Annotated in this window: 15 protein-coding genes; 6 read left to right on the forward strand and 9 right to left on the reverse strand. The window is 63.3% G+C overall.

The genetic code is table 11. The annotated features are described in order from the left end of the window. Positions 1–23 precede the first annotated feature (23 nt). Together VGH98_10400 and VGH98_10405 are read left to right on the forward strand one after the other, a co-directional pair. Positions 24–398: a BlaI/MecI/CopY family transcriptional regulator gene (locus tag VGH98_10400; protein ID HEY2376372.1), complete on the forward strand. Its 375-nt coding sequence runs from the start codon at positions 24–26 to the stop codon at positions 396–398. Then, a complete protein-coding gene (locus tag VGH98_10405) occupies positions 395–1,783 on the forward strand; it encodes a M56 family metallopeptidase (GenBank protein ID HEY2376373.1) in 1,389 nt (462 codons plus the stop codon). The genes VGH98_10400 and VGH98_10405 overlap by 4 nt, the downstream gene beginning before the upstream one ends. Before the next feature lie 5 nt (positions 1,784–1,788). Here the strand turns inward: VGH98_10405 and VGH98_10410 are convergent, their stop codons facing one another. Then, positions 1,789–2,550, reverse strand: coding sequence for a hypothetical protein (locus VGH98_10410; GenBank protein HEY2376374.1), 762 nt, complete (start codon positions 2,548–2,550; stop codon positions 1,789–1,791). 61 nt (positions 2,551–2,611) lie between these two features. Between VGH98_10410 and VGH98_10415 the strand changes: the two genes are divergently transcribed. Both VGH98_10415 and VGH98_10420 read left to right on the forward strand, forming a co-directional pair. After that, the gene (locus tag VGH98_10415; GenBank protein HEY2376375.1) at positions 2,612–2,752 is read left to right on the forward strand and encodes a hypothetical protein; all 141 of its coding nucleotides are present in this window, start codon (positions 2,612–2,614) and stop codon (positions 2,750–2,752) included. Between the two features lie 56 nt (positions 2,753–2,808). Next, positions 2,809–4,440: a protein kinase gene (locus VGH98_10420; protein ID HEY2376376.1), complete on the forward strand. Its 1,632-nt coding sequence runs from the start codon at positions 2,809–2,811 to the stop codon at positions 4,438–4,440. Between the two features lie 76 nt (positions 4,441–4,516). Here VGH98_10420 and VGH98_10425 read toward each other — a convergent pair whose 3' ends face one another. Next, the gene (locus tag VGH98_10425) at positions 4,517–5,041 is read right to left on the reverse strand and encodes an SdrD B-like domain-containing protein (GenBank protein ID HEY2376377.1); all 525 of its coding nucleotides are present in this window, start codon (positions 5,039–5,041) and stop codon (positions 4,517–4,519) included. Positions 5,042–5,188: 147 nt separating this feature from the next. Continuing rightward, positions 5,189–6,721: a HAMP domain-containing sensor histidine kinase gene (locus tag VGH98_10430; GenBank protein HEY2376378.1), complete on the reverse strand. Its 1,533-nt coding sequence runs from the start codon at positions 6,719–6,721 to the stop codon at positions 5,189–5,191. A 124-nt stretch (positions 6,722–6,845) separates the two neighbouring features. Between VGH98_10430 and VGH98_10435 the strand changes: the two genes are divergently transcribed. Both VGH98_10435 and VGH98_10440 read left to right on the forward strand, forming a co-directional pair. Beyond that, a complete protein-coding gene (locus tag VGH98_10435; protein HEY2376379.1) occupies positions 6,846–8,276 on the forward strand; it encodes an amidohydrolase family protein in 1,431 nt (476 codons plus the stop codon). Between the two features lie 87 nt (positions 8,277–8,363). Beyond that, entirely contained in the window at positions 8,364–8,837 is a 474-nt protein-coding gene (locus VGH98_10440) for a hypothetical protein (protein HEY2376380.1), read from the forward strand. On the opposite strand, the gene VGH98_10445 is transcribed toward VGH98_10440, so the two are convergent. The 6 genes from VGH98_10445 to VGH98_10470 form a co-directional block, all read right to left on the reverse strand. Beyond that, complete coding sequence (locus tag VGH98_10445; GenBank protein HEY2376381.1) at positions 8,749–11,616, reverse strand: glycosyl hydrolase 115 family protein; 2,868 nt, start codon at positions 11,614–11,616, stop codon at positions 8,749–8,751. The genes VGH98_10440 and VGH98_10445 overlap by 89 nt on opposite strands. Continuing rightward, complete coding sequence (locus tag VGH98_10450; GenBank protein ID HEY2376382.1) at positions 11,613–14,228, reverse strand: glycoside hydrolase family 3 C-terminal domain-containing protein; 2,616 nt, start codon at positions 14,226–14,228, stop codon at positions 11,613–11,615. The genes VGH98_10445 and VGH98_10450 overlap by 4 nt, the downstream gene beginning before the upstream one ends. Before the next feature lie 63 nt (positions 14,229–14,291). Beyond that, positions 14,292–15,008: a FadR/GntR family transcriptional regulator gene (locus VGH98_10455; protein HEY2376383.1), complete on the reverse strand. Its 717-nt coding sequence runs from the start codon at positions 15,006–15,008 to the stop codon at positions 14,292–14,294. 4 nt (positions 15,009–15,012) lie between these two features. Then, positions 15,013–17,430, reverse strand: a complete 2,418-nt coding sequence (locus VGH98_10460) for a glycoside hydrolase family 3 N-terminal domain-containing protein (GenBank protein HEY2376384.1) — start codon at positions 17,428–17,430, stop codon at positions 15,013–15,015. Then, positions 17,417–18,577 (reverse strand): endo-1,4-beta-xylanase, encoded by a 1,161-nt coding sequence (locus VGH98_10465; GenBank protein ID HEY2376385.1) that lies wholly within the window; start codon positions 18,575–18,577, stop codon positions 17,417–17,419. The genes VGH98_10460 and VGH98_10465 overlap by 14 nt, the downstream gene beginning before the upstream one ends. Positions 18,578–18,605: 28 nt before the next feature. Continuing rightward, positions 18,606–20,435, reverse strand: a complete 1,830-nt coding sequence (locus VGH98_10470; GenBank protein ID HEY2376386.1) for a RagB/SusD family nutrient uptake outer membrane protein — start codon at positions 20,433–20,435, stop codon at positions 18,606–18,608. Positions 20,436–20,440 lie beyond the last annotated feature (5 nt).

Genomic DNA, 20,440 nt, shown 5'->3' on the forward strand with positions numbered 1-20,440 from the left:
AAGTTCAGTAGACACGAGGCCACGTGAGCGACATCTATTTTCCGCCCCGCGAGCTTGCTGTGATGAGCGTCCTCTGGCGTTTGGGCTCTGGGAGCGTGTCCGAGGTTCGTGACGCGCTCGAAGAAGACCTCGCGTACACCTCCGTATTGTCGGCACTCCAGACGCTGGAAGAGAAAGGCTTCATTCGCCACGAAGCGGAGGGACGCGCCTACCGATACTTCCCCACTGTGGAAGCCGAGCGTGCCGGCGGGAGCGCGCTCGCGCGTGTGCGCGACGCGATCTTCCACGGCTCCGTCGAGCGGATGTTCGCGCAGATGGTCTCCGACAAGAAGCTGAGCCGCAAAGAGCTGGAGCGCATGCGGCAACTCATCGCGCAGCGTCTGGGAGAGAAGTCATGATCGCGTGGATGCTGTACACAATCGCTATCGGGCTTTGTGTCGCCGCCGCCGCCACCGCGGCCGATCTTCTGCTTCGCTTGGTCCGCCGCCCGACACGCTTCGTCTGGCTCGGTGCCGCGCTCCTTTGCAGCGCCCTCGGCGCGATTGCTCCGCTGCGTGCTCGCCCCGCCCACAAAGAGTCGCGCACAAGCGTAGATCTCTCGTCGCTCGCGCTCGTGCAGACGAGCTTGCGATCCGTCGAGCGGCGCGTGTCGCCAGCGACGACGTGGTACATCGCCGGTCTCTGGGGCCTCGCATCGCTATTCGCCAGCGGGTGCTGCGTCCTCACATATGCGCGAATGCGGCACGCGCGGCGATCGTGGCCGATGGTGGACCTCCACGGCCATCGTGTGCGTCTGTCGCCAGGCCTTGGGCCGATCGTGATCGGCATCGCCAGACCGGAGATCATCGTGCCGCGGTGGGTGCTCTTGCGGTCGGAAGACGAGCAACGCGTCGTCGTGAGTCACGAGGCATCACACGTGGACGCGGGCGACCCAATCGTACTCGCGGCGACCTGCGCACTCGTTGCCATCATGCCCTGGAACCCCGCGCTCTGGATCATGCTGGCGCGGATGCGGCTCGCGATCGAGGTCGACTGCGACGCGCGCGTCCTTGGCGAAGGCGTGTCCTCACGATCCTACGGCTCCTTGCTCATCGACGTCGCAGAGCGCTCGACACGCGTGCGCTTCGCCGCGACCGCGCTCGCCGACGACTCATCTCACCTTCATCAACGGATTCTCGCCATGCAACCCCGTCGATTCACTCGCCCGATCCTTCGCGGCGCAAGCGCCGCGTTCCTCGGACTCGCTGCTCTCCTCGCTGCGTGCGAGGCCAAGATGCCCACGGCGACCGAAATTCAACAAATGGATGCGGGCACCGCGGAGCGGAGTGCCAAGGCGTTAGGCATGGTCAAGACCGACTCGGCTCTCGCTTGGTGGGTCGACGGCGTCGCAACGACGGAAAGGGCAGCGAAAGCCATCCCCGAGGACAGCCTTGCGCGCGTCGAAGTGGATAAGGCGGACGGTCGCGGGCGCATCTATCTGTACACGAAGGGCAATCGGACGGTGCAATTCGCGAAGAAGGTCGACAGCGTTCAGCTCAACCGAGGTGAGGCAGAACGTTCGGAGGCGCAGCTTCGAGAGATGCGGGCGGCGGCGGGACGCGAGGGGGCGCCAATTCTGATCATCGATGGCGTGCGGTCAGATCCCTCCGTGCTCAAGACGATCGACCGTGCGCGCATCGACAACGTCGACGTTCTCAAGGGCGAGTTGGCGAAGAGCCTGTACGGCGCCGACGCGGCTAACGGCGTGATCGTCGTGAGAACCAAGGCCGCCGAGAAGCGTTAGGCGAGTTACATCGAGCGATCATCGACATTGTGTTGCGCGAGCATCCAGCCGTGTTGCTCGTCGAGGCCGAGGATCGTGAATGCGTCATCGCGCCGCACATGTTCGAGACTGCGAAAATGTTTCAGATGATGCACATCATCCAGGAGCAGCAGATACGGGCGTGTTCCCATCGTTTCGCGGACGGTCGTGAACTCGAGCCAGCCCGTGCCGCCCGCCGAGTCGAGCACGATGAGCGGTTTCTCATCGCGGACGGGCAGCAGGCTCTTGGCAAGAAGCCCTTCGCCTCGATAGCGCAATCGGCGGTCGATCGCGAAGATGAGAGGGCGCCAAAGTCCCCGCGGTGCGCCAGAGAGACCGAGCCTCAACTCGCGCGTGTAGAAACCGACGGGATCCTCGACGTCGTCGATGAACACGTCCGGATAGCACTGGTGTCGCCGAATGCACTCATCGCGCTCGATGAACTCGATGCCCGTGCGCAGCTCCAACGTGTGTCCCCACACCGGCGTCACGCCGGGAAATGGGCGGAGATTGCGCTTGGCGCGACGCCAATTCTTCCAGCCGGCCTCGATGGTCACGAAGCTTTTCGGCGGCGCATCATGCGGGAACGATTCGGCGACGAATCGGGTTGATCCTAGCCCCTCGTGTGTTCCCGTCTCGACCACATGTGCGATCTTATTGCAGATGATTGCATCGCGAAGGAGCAAGCGGAGCTCGGCGCTGTCGTGCATCGAGACCGACATGAGCGCGTACTCTCGATAGGGCTTCATCGTGAGAGGCAACCTAACGCTGTCGATCGATCGAACAAGGTACGAATGAAAATCAGCGACGATGAATGACGAGCTCCAGGAGATCGGGCCGCGCGTAGTGGCCGGCGACGTCGCGTTGCGAGCGTCGTCCCGTGACGGGGAGAGTGGCGACTCATGGCTCGCTGCCGACGCTGCGAGCGGAGCAGCCGCGCACGCGACGTGACTGTACTGGCGATGGGGGCGTCTTTAGATGCCCCCTTCCCTTTCTCCGCCGAGCCCATGGCCGCGAGCCCGAAGATCTGCCCCACTTGTACCGTCGAGTACCCGGAGACCGAGCGGTTCTGCCCGAAGGACGGCACGGCGCTGGTCTGGCAAAGCGGCGTGAGGACGGATCTTGTCGGCTCGGTGATTGCCGAGCGTTATCATGTGCTAAAGCTGCTCGGCGCCGGTGGCATGGGTCGTGTGTACCTCGCCGAGCACGTCAAGATGGGCCGCCAGTGCGCAATCAAGGTCCTCCATCCTGCCATGGCTGGCGACGCCGACGCCATCGGTCGTTTCAATCGCGAGGCTGCGAGTGCCAGCCGCATCGATCATCCGAATGTCGCCGCGATCTACGACTTTGGTGAGACGCCGGATGGGCTGCTCTACCTGGCGATGCAGTACATCGAAGGCCAGCCGCTCACACACATTCTGCACTCGAACGGCGCGCTCCCGCCGTTAAGGGTCTGCGAAATCATTCGGCAAGCGGCGGAGGGACTCCACGCCGCACACGCCCTGGGGATCGTCCACCGCGATCTCAAGCCAGACAACATCATGGTCAGTGCTGGCGCGGACGGCAGCGACACCGTGAAGGTCGTGGACTTCGGCATCGCGAAGTCAACTGGCGACAGTGGTCACGGAGTAACACGCACGGGTATCGTCGTCGGCACGCCGCAATACATGAGTCCCGAGCAGCTCTCCGGCGCGCCCATCGATGGACGCAGCGATCTGTACTCGCTCGCGCTCGTCACCTTCAACATGCTCACCGGCGATCTGCCCTTTCCCGAGGCGTCGACGGGAACTTTGGTGGTGATGCGACTCACGCAGCCGCCACGATCGATGGCGGAGGTGCGTCCGGACGTGGCCTGGCCTAACGAGTTGCAAGCGGTGATGACGAAGGCGCTCGAGCGCGAAGCGGGTCTCAGGTACGCATCGACTCGGGATTTCGCGCACGCGCTGCATGCGGCGGTCGCACTCATGCCAGGCCGCGTGGCGACGGCAAAGCGCACGCGCGCGATCCAAATGACAACGGTGAGCGATGCGTCGACGAAGATCGCCAGTCCCGCGACGATCCCCGCGGGGACAGTCTCCGAGCAGAACACGCGACGGCAGTGGCGCTCGACGTGGGCGCTCGCGTCCACCGTCGCCGTGATCGTCGTCGCGATCGCTGTGGGAGGCCGCGGAATGATCCGGCGAGCGCGGGCAAACGCTGCGCTCGAGCAGGGAATCGCCGCCTATCGCGAGGGACGAAATGACGTCGCGCGCGCTCGTTTTGCCGTCGCGAGTGAGAGCGCGCCAAACAATCCACTGCCGCACGTCTACCTGTCACGTCTTGCTCGCGAGACCAGTAACCTAACGATGGCCAGCGACGAAGCGGTCAAGGCCGTTCGGCTCGGCCGCAACAACGGCCCGGCGCTGCGCGAGCTGGCGACGACGCTCTACGCGATGCAGAACTTCAATGGTGCACGCGCCTTCTACACGCGAGCGATCGCCGCGGACCCGGCGGACCGCACCTCGCAGGGCTATCTCGGTTGTTCGTTGATCCAACTCGGTCGGGCTGAGGAGGGACGGCGGTGGATTCAACGCGCCGGGAGCGGTACGTGGTCGTCCTGCGCGACGACGGCCAGCTCCGTCGCGGCGCGCATCCAGTAATTCGAAGCGATCACGCAAACAAAGTGGGCCCGGCAACTTGCCCGGGCCCACTCTTCACGCACTCCCAACAAGCGTTCTACGGCTGCGTGACGAAGCCGAAATCGTTGCCGTTATATGACATGTCGGATGCCAGCGACGGCACGACGATCTTGTACCCCTTGCCGAGCGGGCACATCTCGCCGCTTACGGGACCAGTCTGGGTCCACATGGGCAGCGTCATGACGCACACGGTATAAGTACCAGAGCTCAAGCCGCTGAACGAATACAAGCCGCCATCGACGCTCAGAACGGATTGGCTCACGGGGCCCGTCAGCTGCACCGTCCAACCGACAAGACCTTCTTCGTCGGAGCTCATCATGCCGTTTTCGTCGAGATCGAAATACAGGGCGCCACTGATCGTGGCGTGGCCGACCGACGGCGGAGGACAGTTCTTGCTCCCTTGCTGCGTTGGATCGGCGCGATTGGCGAGACCAGTGTCCGAGGGATTTCCTCGCGCTTTGACAATACACTGTTTGTCGTCGCCGCTGGACGTCTGAGCGTTCGTCACGCGGGCGGCAAATAACGACATCGCCAATGCCAGGACGACTCTCGAGCCGCGCATTGTGCACTCCTGATTGTGACGGGGATAACACGGGAGGGAAACTACGAGTACACACTCGTGTTTTGCGCAGGCGCGGACTATAACCCACGTCACGTTGTACGGATTCGATCAATTCCTGAACGGTGATTCGGTGCGCGGTCAAATCGCCTACGTGTGGCGATGCGCCGATGGGAGGCGCAAAGTGAACGAACTGCCCATGCCGACCCGGCTCTCGACCGTGATCTCCCCGCCGAGCGCTTCCGCAATCTTCTGACTGATGGCGAGTCCGATTCCCGTCCCTTCGGCAGCAGTTGGATCGAAGCGCGTGAACTCCATGAACAGTACGGGGAGCTTGTCCTCGGGAATGCCGGGGCCCGTGTCGGATACAACGATGACAACTTGCTCACGATCCGCCTCGACGCCATCGCATTTCTCGACGTTGACGGCGATGTGCCCGCCGCTCGGCGTGTACTTGATCGCGTTCGAGACGAGATTGCCGACGACCTGCCGCAAACGTATCGGGTCGGTGTCGATGATCGGTGCGTCAGAGGCGAGCTTCAGTTCCAGCGCCAGGCCCTTCGCTTTCGCTTGTGGTACGAATGCATCCGCAACCTCGCGTACCTGTTCGCGAACGTCGGTTTTCTCGGGGTGAATCGGCAAGCGGCCAGACTCGGCGCGCGCGATGTCGAGCAGTTGGCCGATGAGCTCGAGGGCGTGACGAATCGATCGCCGCGCCTTCGCGATCGTCTCGCGTTGACGATCCTCGATCTGGCCGACGATCCCGTCCTCGAGGAGCGCGAGGTAGCCATCCGCGGCGCCAAGTGGGTTCTTCACGTCGTGTGTAAAGCCGCGAAGCAATCGACCCCGGCTCTCCGTCACGCGCTCGAGCTGCGATCGACGCTGCTCCGCCATGTGCCGGGCGGCGTGCTCGCTCTCGAGCAACTGCTCGCGCTCGCGCGCACTCGCGCGGAGGCTCCTCTCGCTCTCGTCCAGGCGTAGCGCTTGGGCGCGCACGCGGCTCTCGAGCCGCGCGACGAGGAACGTCGCCCCCAGTCCGAGCAGGACGAGCGCCGCGGTGATGACGGCGATCGCTTGCTCGGTATCATTGATGTCGGCTCGACGTGCATTCGCGGCGCTGTCGATCGTCGCGCCAAGACTGTCGGCGGTGGTCTGAATGACCGTGAACCGCCGGCGCTGTTCGTCGAGCATCGCCGCGGATTCGGTACCGCCGCTCGAGATGAGGGAATCGAGACCCTGATCCAGAAGTTGGATCTTGATCGCAGCACCGGCGAGCCGCGTCGATCCAGGCGCATCCAATCGTCGCGCATCCGCGAGCAGTGCCTGCTCCGCTTTCCTGCGGCTCGTGCGCGACTCGGCGAATAGGCGCTCGGACTCCTCGTCCCTGGCAAGCAGGTATCCGCGACGCTGCGAAGACTCGCGCGCGATCGCGAGCTGAATCTGGGCAATTCGCAGTCGGGCTGGGTCGGCGACGTCGTTGATCTCGTTGCGAAGCCGCTCGATGCGTCGTTCGCTCACGCGTGGAAGCAGGATCGCGAGCGCGAGCGAGAGAACCACGACGATCACCGGCAGTCGAGTACCCCGAGCTCGCCGCAACTGGTCGCGTTCTTTTGACGAGAGCGCTTCGCTTGTCGATGCGAGCACTTCGGACGCAGAGGAACCGCCGTTAATTGGAGCACCCATAGCTATCCCTCAATCTTGCTCAGTGCATGCCAAGATTGGGCGGCGGCGTCATCACGAGTGGCACTTGCTAGTCGACGCTGCTATCTGCACTCTGACCCACCCGAACCCATCGTACGAGCCCTCTATGCATTCCCGAGCCTTTCATGCCGCGCTCGCTTCGCTTGCGCTCACCGCCGCGCCCGGCGTGCGAGCGCAGCGGCCGGCGCTCTCGACTGCGGTCCGACCCTTTGTCGCCATCGATTCAACGATCGTCGCACTGATGCACGCGCGCGTGATCGACGGAACAGGCGCGCCAGCACGCGCCGATCAGACCCTCGTGATCCGCGACGGTTCCATTGCGGCACTCGGTGATTCGCGAGCGGTCACACCGCCAACCGGCGCTCAGGTCATCGACCTAACGGGAAAGACGGTAATGCCCGGTTTGGTGATGGTACACGAGCACCTCTTCTATCCAACTGGGCCCGGCGTCTATGCGAACCTCGCCGAGAGCTTCACCCGGCTTTATCTCGCGGGTGGAGTTACGTCGATGCGCACCGGTGGGAACATGAACGGCTATACGGACATCGGCATCAAGCGCGACATCGATGCAGGTAGAAAGCCGGGGCCTTGGCTCGACGCAACCGGGCCATATCTCGAGGGACCGGGACTCGGGCTCGATCAGGTTCACGAGCTCACCGGACCGGACGACGCACGGCGCATGGTGAATTTCTGGGCGGATGCCGGCGCGACGTCATTCAAGGCGTATATGCACATCACGCGCGCCGAGCTCGGCGCGGCGATCGAAGAGGCGCACAAACGCGGTCTGAAGGTCACCGGGCATCTGTGCTCGGTGACGTATCGGGAAGCGGCGTCGCTGGGTATCGACAATCTCGAGCACGGCTTCTTCGCGTCCACGGATTTTGTGAGCGACAAGAAGCCTGACGAGTGTCCAGGGCAGGCAGCGGGACAGGCAGCCGTCGCCGCCGTCGATCCGAAGGGCGAGGCAGCGCGTGCTCTGATCGCCGACCTCGTTAGGCGACACGTGGCATTGACGTCGACGCTCACCGTCTTCGAGACCTTCGTTCCAGGACGGCCTGTGCCTCCGGGGCTGGAGATGCTCGAACCGCAGCTGCGCGCGCAGTTCGAGCAGCGACACGCGGCGACCGCGAACAACACACGCTCACCGTATCCAGCGCTCTTCGGCACGGGAGCTGCGTTGGAACTCGCCTTCGCTCGGGCCGGCGGCCTACTGATCACCGGCACCGATCCGACCGGTGGCGGCGGCGTCATTCCGGGATACTCCAACGAGCGCGCGCTGGAGCTTCTCGTGGAGAGCGGCTTCACACCGCTCGAAGCGATCAAGATTGGAACGCTCAACGGAGCGACGTTTCTCGGGCGTAGCGACAAGGTTGGCTCCATCACGTTAGGCAAGCAAGCTGACCTCGTTGTGGTAACGGGCGATCCTTCCACGCGCATCAGCGACGTGCGGAACGTCGAGATCGTCTTCAAGCAAGGCGTCGGATACGACCCGGCGAAGTTGAGAGATTCGGTGAAAGGGAGAGTGGGGCTGTTCTAGAGGATTGGCCTAAAGCTCTCCTGCAACCCGCTTCCCTCTCGTCGCAGGCCGGACCAGATTGCGAGATATCTCGGACGGCAAGGCGTCATGCGTGTGCTCGGCAGATTGTGCGTGGCGGCCGCTGTCGCCGTGGTCGCGGCGGACTGTGCGGGCCGCGCGCCCGCCTCTGGCCCGGGCCTCGACCGCAATCTGCTCGTGCAGGACCAATTCGCTGATCGGGGCTTCCACACCGCTTACGACGTGATCGAGGCGATGCGCTCGAACTGGCTGTCGAGTCGCGGACCCAACAGCTTCCAGACGCCGAGCCAAGTGCAAGTCTACCTGGATGGAGTGCACATGGGCGGCGTCGAGACGCTGCGCACCATCGACTTGCGTCCGGTAACGTACATCCGCTTCTTCGATGGCATCGCCGCGACGGCGCGTTGGGGCCTCGATCACGGCGCTGGCGCCATCTACGTGTCGACGCACCCGCTCAGCGAGATGGTCGGATCGTCGTCGCCGGTCGCCGATACGATTCGGGCGGGCCGAGGTAGCTTGGCTCTACACTACCGGCGTCAATGACCAGTTTCTCGAGCACAACGCCGGGATCGATACGCCAGAACTTGAGCACGTGCTCACCCGCACGCGTGAGGACGTGTCGCGTCGACGACAGGCGGATGTTGTCCGCCACAGCCTGCTCCCAGGAGCGATTCGAGCTGTCGGCGAGAATGTTCACGACCTGCGACGCTTCGTCATCGAAGGAAATGGCATAGCGCAGGCCGTTCGGCGAACCGTACACGTTCAACGAGGGCGCGATATACGCCTTTACATCGACAGTGCCGCTGTCGAACAGGAACACGCGGTACTCGAGTCGCGGCGAAGCGAGGCTGAGGGATTCACTCGGCGCGTCCACTGGCGTCGCCGTCATCCCGGAGAGAGTCCGGCCAAAATCCGGAATGCGGAGCCAGCTCAGGGATGGTGCATTGACGGCGGCCGTGTAGTGCTCGGCTTCCATCGAGACGTAGCCGTTGCCCTCGACGAATCCCACGACATGGTCCCGCTTCGGTGCCGCGCGATTCTCGACCGGCGCCGTGACTACCAGGAGCTGGTCCGTGGTGCTCTGGATCGCGATCGACACGTCGCGGACGCCAATCGGCGCCTCCTGCCAGTCGACGGACACCCATACGCGTTGCTGCTGCCTAACGGTGCCCTGCTGCGGCTCGATTCTCACCCACGACGGCAGCGTTTTGATCGAGAACCCAAATGGGGTCTGCCCAAGATTGTAAATGTCGATGTAATGCGACTGTTCCTGGAAGTTGTCGAACGTTGGCAGGATTCCAGCGCGCGGCTTGCCCGTACGCGGCGATCCCGGCACTTCGGGCGGCAATGAGCCTTCGACGTCGACGCCCATCTTTGCCTGAATCGGGAGGTGAATCTCGTCGACGCGCGGCATTACGTCCCGCGGCGGCTCCTGCCAATACGTGTAGCCAATATGCGTCTGGTCCATCATGTGCGACCACTTGCCATTGGCAAGCGTCGTGTTGAAGTAGTTCGAAAGATCCGCGTCGCGCTGAAAGAGCTCGCGCGTCCGGGCAGCGAGATCGTTGGTGGCAGCACGACCCTCGCGTGCGTCGCGTCGATTCGTGGCGGCGGCTAAGTACAAGCGGTTCAGATTGGCCGCAGCGAGAATCGGGTGCAGAACGAGCTCGTAATACGCGTCGTGATACTCTGGCGCCAGCGACCGACCGACGACTTCGGCTTGTGATTCGAGGGTGTCGTAGGCCGCGACGACGCGCTCGGCCTCTCGATAGTTGTACAAGTTGTATGTGGCCGTGTCGAGCAGTTCCGGCTTGCAACGCTCCGCGAACTGGAGTGATCTCGTAATGAGCTCGCCGATGGCCGCCCCTCGTGTCGCTCCGAACTGCTGGCTGGCCCATGCGCTCGTATATGCGGGGAGCCGCGCGGCAGGAATGGCGTCCGGGTCCCACGCAAAGTCGAGAAAGAACTGAATCGGGAACTCCATCGGCTTGAGATCGCCGACATTCACGATCCAGATGCGGTCGGCGCCGGAGCGGTACGCCCGGTTCATCTGCTCCCAGACGCGCGCGATCGCATTCGTGTTGATCCATTTGTAATTGCGCGGGCCGCCGACGTAATCGAAATGGTAGTAGACACCAAAGCCGCCTGGCCGGCTGCGATCGTTGGCGTTAGGCAGCCGGCGAATGTTGCCCCAGTTGTCGTCCGAGAAGAGGAGCGTCACGTCATCGGGGACACGCATGCCGTTGTCGTAGTAGTCCTGCACCTCCTTGTAGAGGGCCCAGAGCTGCGGTGTGGCGGAGGCAGGCTTGTGGGTGACGTCGGCAATGATCTTACGCTGATCGCTGACGATGCGCTCGAGCAACGCGATGTTGCTCCCGTTCGTCATCGGGAGGTCGCCGTCGCCGCGCATGCCGATCGTGACGATATTCTCGCGCGTGCCCATGCGCGCGATGCCCGCGCGCCAGAACGCGCGCAGCGTGGAGTCGTTCTGCTCGTAATTCCATGGCCCCTGACCGTACCGGTGCCATTCCTGTTGCGCACGTGTCATTGGCTCGTGATGCGACGTGCCCATCACCACGCCGTACTCGTCCGCGAGTTTGGCGTTCAAGGAATCATCGTCCGCGAATGCGTTCCCCCACATCGCCGGCCAGAGATAGTTGCCCTTCAACCGAAGGATCAGCTCGAAGACGTGCTCATAGACGTGATGATTGATCCCGCCAAATTTCTCTCGCGACCAACCGCTGAATGCCGGGGCCTCGTCGTTGATGAAGATCCCTCGATATTTGACTTTCGGCTCACCGACGATCAGGCGCTCGGCCTTCACGACGACGGTCGCTGCGTGGCGTACGGGAACGTCGGCCCACCAGTACCAGGGCGAGACGCCAATCTCCCGTGAGAGATCATAGATGCCATAGATCGTCCCGCGCTTGTCACTGCCGGCGATCACTAACGCGCGCTCGACATTTGGAAATGGGCGATCGATGACCTCGCGGTCATACGTCTCCCACCGACCGCGCAGCGCTGCTGCATCGATCTTGCCGTCACGGACGAGTTGATCGACCCAACGCGACTTGCCGAGCGTGCCGATGAGCACGATCGTGCCGCGGGGCTCCTTCGTGAGCTCCGGGTTCGCGCCGGAAACTCGCTGGACGTCGCTTTGCAGGTCCGCCGCAGCGCGTCTGACGCCGGCCCAGTCGGAATCACTGACGACGAGCGTTGTCGAATGGCCAGCCTTCGAGAGAACAAAGTCTTTCGGCGGTAGCTGCTGAACTGCTCGACCGCTCGTGACAAGAAGAAGCGCGAACGCCGCGCGATGCCTCATGGCGCCACGTCGATCGTTGTCTGTCCGCGAATATCCGCCGACGACGCGCCGATGAGGATACGCACTGGCTCGCGTTCGACCGTCCACTGCTGCGTCGCCTCGTTCCAGTACGCGAGCGACGAGATCGCCAGCGGCAGCGTGATGGTCCGCTTCTCACCGGCCGCGAGGCGCACGCGGGTGTAAGCGCGTAGATCCTTCAGCGGCCGTAGCACGGCGTGCCCGCTGTGCTCGACGTACACCTGCACGACCTCGTCCCCTGCGCGCGTGCCCGTGTTCGCGACATCCACACTCACCGTGATCGTATCACGTGCCGACGCGTGCGCGCGATCCGCGCGAACGTCGGAGTAGGCGAAGGTCGTGTAACTGAGTCCCTGGCCGAAGGGATACAACGGCGTCCCGGTGAAGAAGCGGTAGGTGCGTCCCGCCATGCGATAATCATCGAACGCCGGCAGATCGTTAACAGACTTATAAAATGTGACTGGTAGCCGCCCCGCGGGATTGTAGTCGCCGAACAGCACGTCGGCGATGGCGGTGCCGCCAGCCTGACCCGGGTACCACGCCTCGAGAATTGCGGGTACGTGCTCCTGTGCCCAGTTCACCGCGAGCGCGCTGCCGTTCATCAGCACGAGCACGGTGGGCTTACCTAACGACGCGATGCGCTCGAGCAGGTGCTCTTGAGGTGCCGGGAGATCGAGCTGCGTCCGATCGCCGCCGCGGAAGCCGGGGATCTGGATCGGCATCTCTTCCCCTTCCAAACGCGCGGTGAGTCCGAGCACCAGCACGACCGCGTCGGCCTGCGCAGCCACGTTCACCGCTTCACTCTCGAGTGAATCCGTCGGCGCCGCCCACAGGAGCTGCAGCTGCGCTTCGCCGTATGACTCCTCCCCATCGACGCGCAGCGTATACTCGCGTCCCGCCTCGAGGCGAATCGGCTCGCTTTGCGCCTGACGAGGATCGGGAAACTCGCCATCGTGTGTCGGATAGACCGATCGCACGATGAGGCTGTCGTTCAGCCACATCTGAAACTTCACCGTGCCGATGAGCCCGAGCCGGTACATTCCGGAGACCGCGGGCCGGATTGCGCCGGTCCAGCGCACGCCGAAGTTATCGGGATCCATGTCGGCGCGCGGCGCGCTCTCTTTCCAATCGGAGTTGAGCGTGCTGTCGACAGCGCTGAACAGCGACGTGCCGGCAAAATCCCGCGACGCGTAGTAGTCGACATGGAGACCGGCCTTCCCGGCCGGCGTGTGCAGTACCGCCGCGGGCACGAGCTCGTACAGCGGAAAATTGTCGGCGAGATCCGATCCGCGAGCGTACAGGACATGTGTGTGCGCCACGACCGCTTCACGCACGCCGCGCAATGGTGTCACCGGGTCCGCGGGAATGCCATTGTAGTTGCCCAGCAACACGCGCCACTGGTCGGCGTTCGGCCCGATGACAGCGATCGTCCCGAGATCCTTTCGGAGCGGCAAGGTGTTGCGGTCGTTCTTGAGCAAAACGATTGATTCGTCCGCGATTGTGCGGGCGAGCACGCGATGGTCGGGCGAATCTACATTGTTGAATGGAATGCTCGCCCAGCGCACGTGCACTGGATCATCGAACATGCCGAGCTTGAATCGGGCGAGAAAGAGACGGGTGACGGATGTATCGATCTGGGCCTCCGTAATGAAGCCATGCGCCACGGCGTCCACCAGATTCGGATAGACGCGGCCGCAATCCAGATCCGTCCCGGTACTTATGCCTAACGCGGCGGCCTCCGCGGCCGTCGCGACGACTTTGTGGCGCAGATAGATGTCGTCGATGGCGCCGCAATCGGAAACGATATAACCAGGGAACTTCCACTCCGTGCGCAGGATGTCCCTGATCAACTTGTCATTCGCGCACGCCGGCCTTCCGTCGATCGAGTTGTACGCGCACATGAGTGAATAGGCCCCGCCAACGCGAATGCCCATCTCGAAGTGCGGCAGATACGATTCGCGAAGGTCTCGATCGCTCACCACGGCATCGAACGTATGCCGATCCGGCTCGGGGCCGCTGTGAACGGCATAGTGCTTCACCGTCGCGATCGTCTTGAAATACTTCGGATCGTCGCCCTGCAGCCCGCGGATGAACTGCACCGCGAGATGACCCGTGAGAAATGGATCCTCGCCATACGTCTCCTGGCCGCGTCCCCAGCGCGGATCCCGGAAGAGGTTGATGTTTGGCGACCAGAACGTGAGGCCTTGGTAGCGCTGATGGCTGTCGTGACGAATCGCTTCGTGGTATTTGGCGCGTGCCTCGTCCGAGATGACGGTAGCCATCTGGAACATCGCACTGTCGTCCCACATCGCGGCGAGACCGATCGCCTGCGGAAACGACGTCGCCAGACCCGAACGCGCGACCCCGTGCAGCGCTTCGTTCCACCAGTTGTATTCCGGAACGCCGAGCCGTGGAATGGCCGGCGCCACATCCTTCATCTGTAGCACTTTCTCCTGGAGCGTCATGCGCGACACGAGGTCGCGTGCGCGCTGCTCGAACGAAAGAGACTCGTTGAGGTACGCAGGTCGTTCCTGCGCACCGAGCAACGCCGCAAAGACGAAGGAAGCGACCAGAGCCTGCGCGAGCATGGTCATTGGTGGCTGGTGATTGTGCTTGGTGTGTGTGACCGATCACCAACAACCACCAAGCACGGACAACTACGACACCGGATGATGCTGCGGGTCCCAGCGTTGAATGGCGGTCGCGACGCCCTCGAGATGCTTCCGCATTCGGTCGACCGCGACTCCATCCTGCCGTTGCTCCAGCGCCGCGAAGATCGATAGATGCTCCTTATGGTCGCGCTTTCGCGAACCAAAGATGCCGAGGATGAGTCGCTGCTCATCGGTGAAGAGATCCTGCATCACGTCGAGCACTTGCGCGATGACCGCATTGCCTGACGCCGATGCGATCTGCCGGTGAAACGCCATGTTTACAGAGTTCAAGACAGCGTCGTTGTCGAGGTTCTCTCCGGCGGTCTTCAACAGCCGGCGCATCTCGTCGAAGTCCTCGACCGTCGCGTTCCGGGTCGCCAATGCCACCGATTGCATCTCGATCGGCGTTCGTGCCTGGATGAGATCGAGGAGCAGCTTCTTCGTCACCTTTCCACCGTAGTCGCTCACGACCATCAGCACGTCCTGCGTGCGCGTGACGTAGACGCCCGAGCCATGCCGGATCTCGACGACGCCCGTCGCCTCGAGCTTCTTGAGCGCCTCGCGAACGGTGGGATGGCCGACGCGAAAGCGACGCGCCATCTCCATGATCGTCGGCAATCGTTCGCCGAGCGTGTAATCACCGGCGTTGATCGACGAGCGAATCTCGCCGGCGAGGCGGTCGACCAGACTCTCACGAGAGACAGGTTTCAAGCCATGCTTCATCGCGTCACCTCGGATTAGTTCGATGAACCGCGTCCTGCGACGTCGAGGATGGCGCGACTCCTGCCGGATCGACCGTCAAGGCAATCGACTGCAGGTCAACCGAGCTGCCGCCGACCATGATCTGGAATTGCCCGGGCTCGACCACGCGCTTCATGTTCGCGCCGTGATACGAAAGGTGCTCGTTCCCAATCGCGAACGTCACCGTGCGAGTTTCTCCCGGCGCGAGCGTGATGCGCTCGAATCCGCGGAGCTCCTTCAGCGGACGCGTTGCCGTACTGACCTCGTCGCGAATGTACATCTGCACGACCTCGTCGCCGCTCCGCGTTCCGGTGTTGCGGACGTCCACCATCACCGACGTGCGACCCGTTGGGAGCATGTGGCTCGACGTTAGGCGGAGATTGGAATAAGCGAACGTCGTGTACGAGAGGCCGAATCCAAATGGAAAGAGCGGCGCAATCGAATCGAGGACGTACCCGCGACGGGCCGTCGGCTTGTAGTTGTAGAACACCGGCAGTTGGCCGACGCCCCGCGCCACCGTGACGGGCAGCTTCCCCCCCGGATCGACGTCGCCGAACAACACGTCCGCAACGGCCGTCCCCGTCTCTTGCCCGAGGTACCAGCCTTCGAGAATGGCGGGAATCTTCGGAACGAGATTCGGAATCGATGCCGGACGGCCGTTGATCAATACCAGGACGACCGGCTTCCCGGTCGCCGCGATCTGCAGGGCAAGCGACTCCTGCTCGCCGGGTAGCCCCAGCGACGCACGATCACCCAGATGATCGTCCGCGTACGCTTCGCGTGCCGTTTGTTCGTTGTCTCCAAGGACGAGTATTACGAGATCGCTTCGCCGTGCGAGCGCGACCGCTTCGGCGATGCGGCGGGCGTTCGATGCCGAATCGGGCACGACGACACGGTCCGCGCCATTCCGGAATTTCGAGCGCGCTCCGCCGATGTGCGGTTGCGGATCCTTCGTAAACACTGAATCCTCGGTAATGCGAACGCCTTCGGCGTACTCGACCACGCCCGAACCGAATCTCGCCGTAAGACCGTCGAGAATGCTGACGAGATGTGATGGGACGCCTGCATACCCACCGAGCAGAACTTCGCCGGCGTGTGGACCGATCAGCGCAACATGCGAATATGCGCCCGTGCGCACCGGCAGCAGACTGTTGTCGTTCTTGAGCAGGATGATTGCCTGCCGCGCTGCCTCGAGTGCGAGCGGTCGCGTGCTCTCGGCGCCGGAAATGCGCTCCGCCGCGGCGACGTCGACGAACGGAGTGTCGAACAGACCGAGCTGGAACTTCGCGCGCAGGAGGCGGCGCACCGCGGCGTCGATGGCCTGAACTGGAATCTGTTTACGCTGTACTTGCTCGACGAGCGTGGGATACGTCGCCGGATCCGGCAGCTCGATATCGACGGTCGCGTCGAGCGCGCGACGCGCCGCTTCAACTGAATCGGTCGCGACGTGATGTCGCTCGATCAACTGGTCGATGGCGAACCAGTCGGAGACGATGGTGCCGTCGAATCCCCATTCGCCACGAAGCACGTCGTGCAGCAGCCACCGATTGGCGTGCGACGGGATGCCATCGACCTCGTTATACGAGGGCATCACGCTGCGCGCGCCTGCCTGTTTTATGGCAGCCTCGAACGGATAGAGAAATACGTCACGCAGCGTACGCTCACCGATTGACGCGGGTCCGACATTGGTCCCCGATTCCGGCTGACTATGCCCAGTCATGTGCTTGAGCGTCGCCAACACATGCTGCGGCCCGATCATCGAGTCGGTTCCCTGAAATCCGCGCACGGCGGCGACGCCCATGCGTGCGACGAGGAACGGATCTTCTCCATACGTCTCCTCGAACCGGCCCCACCGCGGCTCGCGCGCGACGTCGACGACGGGAGCGAGCACCTGACCCACGCCACGCGCACGCGCTTCCGCGGCGGCCGCGCTGAAGACGCGCTGCACCAGATCGTCGTTCCAGGTGCTCGCGAGGGCGATGGCCTGGGGAAAGCTCGTCGCGCCGGCCGCTTCGAGGCCATGCAACGCTTCCTCGTTGAACAACACGGGAATGCCGAGGCGTGTGCTGTCGCGCACCCACCGCTGAATGGCGTTGACGAATTCCGCTTCGCTCCGTGCATCGTGTCCGTCCTGCGGCCGCTCGATGCGGCCGATGCCGATACGGAACCACTTCGGCGCCGTCGCTGAGGTAAAGCGCCCGTTCGCGTCGGTGATGAGTTTTTTCTGATCCCAGAGGCAGAGCATCTGCGCCACCTTCTCCTCGAGCGTCATCCGCGACAGCACGTCGTTTATCCGACGCTCGATAGGCAGTCTGGGATCCCGGTATGCAGGCTGCTGTGCGCGCGCTGGACTACCGAGCAGCAGAGCGCAGAGGGCGGTGCGCAGAGCGCTAGCGAGTCGCATGCGCCCTCGTGGCCGCCATCGCCGCCGCAATCACAGTATCGAACGCGGGCTTTGGCAGTCCGCGCCGATCGAACAGCAGGGGATAGTTCACTCGCCCTCGCACGGGAAAGTTGTTCAACCACGAATCACCATCGTCGACGCCCCAAAACGTCAGCCTCGTGATCACGTTGCGATGGGCGAGATACACGCGTACCAGCTCGCCATAGCGTCGCGCGAGCGCTGACTCCACCGAATCGGGAAGGCCGCCCCGATACGGATCGGGCGCCCCTGTCCGCATCAACTGCTGCTCGATTGCTTCGGTGCGCTGCCCACGATTACTGGGCAGTACGTCGACGTCGAGCTCCGTGACCATCAACTTCACGCCCGTCGCCGCGAGATCGACGATCGCCGTGTCGATCGCACCAGCGGTTGGCCAGTCCAGCTTCTGATGCTCCTGCAGTCCGATCGCGGTGATCGGCACTCCCTCGGCGCGCAACGAGGTCACGAGCCTAACGATTCCCGCCCGCTTCGCCGAGTCCTCGACGCCAAAATCGTTGTAGTGCAGCTCGGCCGACAGATCCGCCTCGTGCGCGAAGCGAAATGCCAGTGCAATGTACTCGGGTCCGATGATCTCGAGCCACGGGGACCGTCGCAGCGAGCCGTCCTCGCTCACCGCCTCGTTCACCACGTCCCAGCCGCGAATCCTCCCCTTGTATCGGCCAACCACCGTGGCGATGTGCGCACGCATTCGCGCGATGAGAGTATCGCGCGAAACGCGACCGCCGGCGGCGTCCTGGAACACCCAAGCTGGCGTCTGGTTGTGCCACACCAGCGTGTGACCGATGATCGCGTCGCCAGACCGCTCGCCAAGCGCGACGTAGCGATCCGCCGCGTCGAAGGTGAACTGCCCTTGATGGGGTTCGACCAACGCCCACTTCAGCACGTTCTCCGGCGAAATCGTGTTGAATTGTCGCGCGATGATCGCGTCGCCAACGCTATCCGTGCCGGCGATCTGCCTGCCGTTGATTGCCGCGCCGACGAGAAATGACGTCGCGAACGCATCCTTGAGGGTCATTCGGGATGGCGCGGGACCGGCCGGCCTACGCGCACAGCCGACGGCGATCGCCACGAGGGCGATCACCGCCGCAGACGTCGATGAAAACTTCATAACCGCTGGCAGCCGTCCACCATCCTGCTCAGTACCCTGGATTCTGCGGGTACTTCGGGCCGACGACGACGCCGTCGATCTGCGACTGCGGAATCGGCCGCAGAATGTGCTTGGCAGCGACATTGGGGGCCGCGTGCGGATTGTACGCCTTCACGCGCCCCAGAAAGTAGTTGACTCCCGGCCGCGTGATGTCGTACCACCGCGTGAACTCGCCCGCGAGCTCGCGCTCACGCTCCTCCATGACGTAATCGAGGGTCATCTGCCCCGGCGTCACATCGTAATCGGCCTTGTGCGCGGGGCTCGCCGCGCGTCGATGCAGCACCGTTATCATCGCGGCCGCATCCGCTTGATCGCCTAACGCAACATCAGCCTCGGCCGCGACGAGATACATCTCGGCGAGACGAATGATCACCTGTACCTTGCCGCCCTGCTGCGCCGTCAGATTGGCGCGGAGGTTGTCCTGGAACTTCTTGAGCGACGGATAGCGCTGCCAGTTGAAGTAGCCGTCGTTCGCATTGTTGCGATCGCCGCAGTAGCCCGTGGTCGTGAAATCGGCTGCGGGATTGTCGATCTGCTGCGCGGGGCACGGCGTCAGGATCTGATACGCCTTGGTTTGTCGAGTTGCCGTCGGCACCCCGTACTGGTAGTAAACCGCTGCCGTATCGCCGGCGTTTTCCGTCGCACCGCTCGTGCACGCCGGGCAATTCGTCGTCGCGTTATGCACACCGTTGACGGTCGCGACCCACACCGTCTGGAAGGTGCCGTCGAAGCGCGTGTCGAGGATGTCGCTCGCGCCCGGCGTGCCGATCCACTTGTTCCAGATCGAGAGCTCGTACGGCGTCGGCATCATGCGACGGAACGGCCGGCCGTTGTTCAGATCGCGCGGCGTACCGACCCAGATGCCGTTGTTGTCGTACTGGCCCAGAAATACCAGGTGCAGGTAGTTGTATTCGTTGTCGGCGTCGTATTGCGTGAGATCGTACGAGAACTGCACGGTGAAAATGAATTCCTTGTGGTTCTGCTGATAGCCGGTGTTCTCGCAGTAGCCAGTGCGTCCGGGATCGGCCGTCCGTTGCACGCACCAGAGATCGGCGAACACTGGCTCGAGGCTGTACGTGCCGGAGTTGATCACGGCTTTCGCGTCGGCGAGCGCTTGTTGAAAGTCCGTCTGCTGGTTAGGCGAATCCGCGCGATACGCACGTGTCAGGTAGACCTGCGCCCGCAGTGCCTGCGCCGCCCCCTTTGTCGCACGGCCGTAGTCCGTCTGCGACACGGGAAGCAGCGTCATCGCCGTATCGAGATCGGCGATGATCAGCCGGTACACCTTCGCCGCCGAGTCGCGCACAGCACTCGCGACCACGCCCTTATTCTCGTGCACGTTCAGCGTCGCGTCGCCGAACTGGCGCACGAGGGTGAAGTAGTTGAGCGCGCGCAGGAAGTGCGCTTCGCCTAACAAACTGTTCTTGATCGTCGGCGGAATGCCCGTCGTTGCGGGCCCACGATCGAGCGCAGCATTGAGCGTGTTGATGGCTTGATACGCCGGGTTCCAGGTGTTGGCGAGCGGCGCAACGGTGGAATTCATCCCGCCGCCATAGCTATCGAAGTCCTTGTTGTTGGAGCCGGACTGATCGGCGGCCATCCAGGTGTCGGTTCCAACCTGTTGCAACGAGAGGAGCTGTTCGCGGCCGTAGTATCCGCGCAGCTGAGAGTAGGCGGAGACGATCGCAGAATTGAGACCGTCGGGCGTGGAGTAGTACTGACTGCTCACGCCGGTGATCAACTTCTCGTCGAGGTTGGTGCAGCCGATCGCCGCGGCCACGAGCCCCAACGTCACAGTGGAAAGCAGAATGTGCTTCATGTGTC

This window comes from Gemmatimonadaceae bacterium, assembly GCA_036496605.1.
Taxonomy (GTDB): domain Bacteria; phylum Gemmatimonadota; class Gemmatimonadetes; order Gemmatimonadales; family Gemmatimonadaceae; genus AG2.